A 570-nucleotide genomic window follows, 5' to 3' on the forward strand; every position below is an offset into this window, starting at 1 on the left:
CACCCTCCTGCTTACGCAGAATCTAGTGTGTTGCGTTCACCGGTTGAATCCACAAGACAAACCCTAGTAGATAATTTTCGCTTTCTAATTGTCTGTCAAAATCCCACGCAGCCAATGGATGTCGTGGGTCTCCTTATTAGCTTTTTTGCACCACTTGTCTTATATTTTTTCTTTGCTCGTGGTCAGGGATTGCCGTTCCGCTTAAACGAGTCTCTGAGAATGTCATGGGATCGAAAAAATCAGCTACAACTGCATTTGAGCGGGCCTGTACCCCGAGCGATTTCACAAAAATACATTCTGAAAACGGCATGTGAGCTCCATAGCCATCTCACCCAACTCAGAAGGCACAACATCTACAATACGACAGTATTAGAGAGTTGGCTTTTCTTGAGAAAAGCAATTAAAATCAGCCCCGCTTAATTAAACTTCTTCAAAAACTTTACTTTGCGGATCTTCACATTGCTCATTGCAGAGCAGCACTACTGCAAAATAAGCCAAAACGACTGGCATTGATATTAGGGCTTGTCTGAAAAGTCGTGTTTGCTAGCCTGCCCCTGTGATGGCGATGGA

General features: G+C 43.9%; 1 protein-coding gene. It reads left to right on the forward strand.

Annotation, left to right across the window (positions count from 1 at the left end; all coding sequences use genetic code 11):
• A partial coding sequence (locus GSQ95_RS26320; RefSeq protein ID WP_218580227.1) for a hypothetical protein occupies window positions 1-420 on the forward strand: 420 nt, incomplete at its 5' end.
• Window positions 421-570 lie beyond the last annotated feature (150 nt).

Origin of the sequence: Pseudomonas sp. BAV 4579, from assembly GCF_009765395.1 — a bacterium.
GTDB classification, from domain to species: Bacteria; Pseudomonadota; Gammaproteobacteria; order Pseudomonadales; family Pseudomonadaceae; genus Chryseomonas; species Chryseomonas aestiva.